This window comes from Bartonella sp. AA23NXGY (assembly GCF_042197165.1).
In the GTDB taxonomy this organism is placed as follows: domain Bacteria; phylum Pseudomonadota; class Alphaproteobacteria; order Rhizobiales; family Rhizobiaceae; genus Bartonella.
This window is the reverse complement of sequence record NZ_JBHIRO010000097.1, coordinates 1-728: the sequence shown is the minus strand read 5'-3', so window position 1 is coordinate 728 and position 728 is coordinate 1. Positions and strand designations below refer to the sequence as shown.

Below are 728 nucleotides of genomic sequence, written 5' to 3'. Positions count from 1 at the left end.
ATACACTTTACTTTGGTGTCGAAATTATAATAATGACAACAAATATCAGAATGTGTATAACAGTAAAAAAGAGTCATATTAAAATGAAGTCGATCATTCTTATAATTTTGATTACAAACCTTTTATCGGCTTGTGCATTAGCACCAAAGCTAAAACAGCCGAATGACAGGAACCGCGTGCCTATTAATAAAACAATCCCTGCCGAAATCAAGCGAGGAGACAACGGAATCTCATAAACTGATTTATGAAGTTAATAATGTAATGGTCAGTCTTTCTAAATATGTGAAAATTAAAAGGTATGAAATATGCAAAAGCTGATTATTATCATAGCGATTAGTGCTTTTTTTGGAACAACAAACTTAGCAAGAAGTAACACTCTTACTAAGCAAGGAGGAGGTCATAGCCGTTTTGCAGTTCCTAGTATAGGGTCAGGAAATCTCGATTCAAGCAACAATTATAAACCAAAACCACCAAAAGGCTATGAGCCACCACGTAAACTTCCACCCGATATTAAAATTGACCTTTCTAATTTGGGAACGATAAGAAATCGCGTACCGTCCAAACCTATTGGCTCTAAGCCATCTAACACACCTCCAGTATCTCCCACAGCTCAGGTACCTAAATCAACTTTCGTATCTGCTCCATCAGCAAAATATCTGGAGCTTACTAATCTATTAAAAAAAGGGGAAATTATTGAGCTCTTAAAAAAACAGCTTGAGTTGAAAAAA

The 728-nt window shown here is 35.6% G+C and carries 1 protein-coding gene and 1 pseudogene; both read left to right on the top strand.

The annotated features are described in order from the left end of the window. Positions 1 to 83 precede the first annotated feature (83 nt). Positions 84 to 236 (top strand): TrwH protein, encoded by a 153-nt coding sequence (locus ACFINY_RS09855; protein ID WP_375612691.1) that lies wholly within the window; start codon positions 84 to 86, stop codon positions 234 to 236. A 69-nt stretch (positions 237 to 305) separates the two neighbouring features. After that, a pseudogene (locus ACFINY_RS09850) lies at positions 306 to 728 on the top strand (hypothetical protein); the annotation flags it as partial.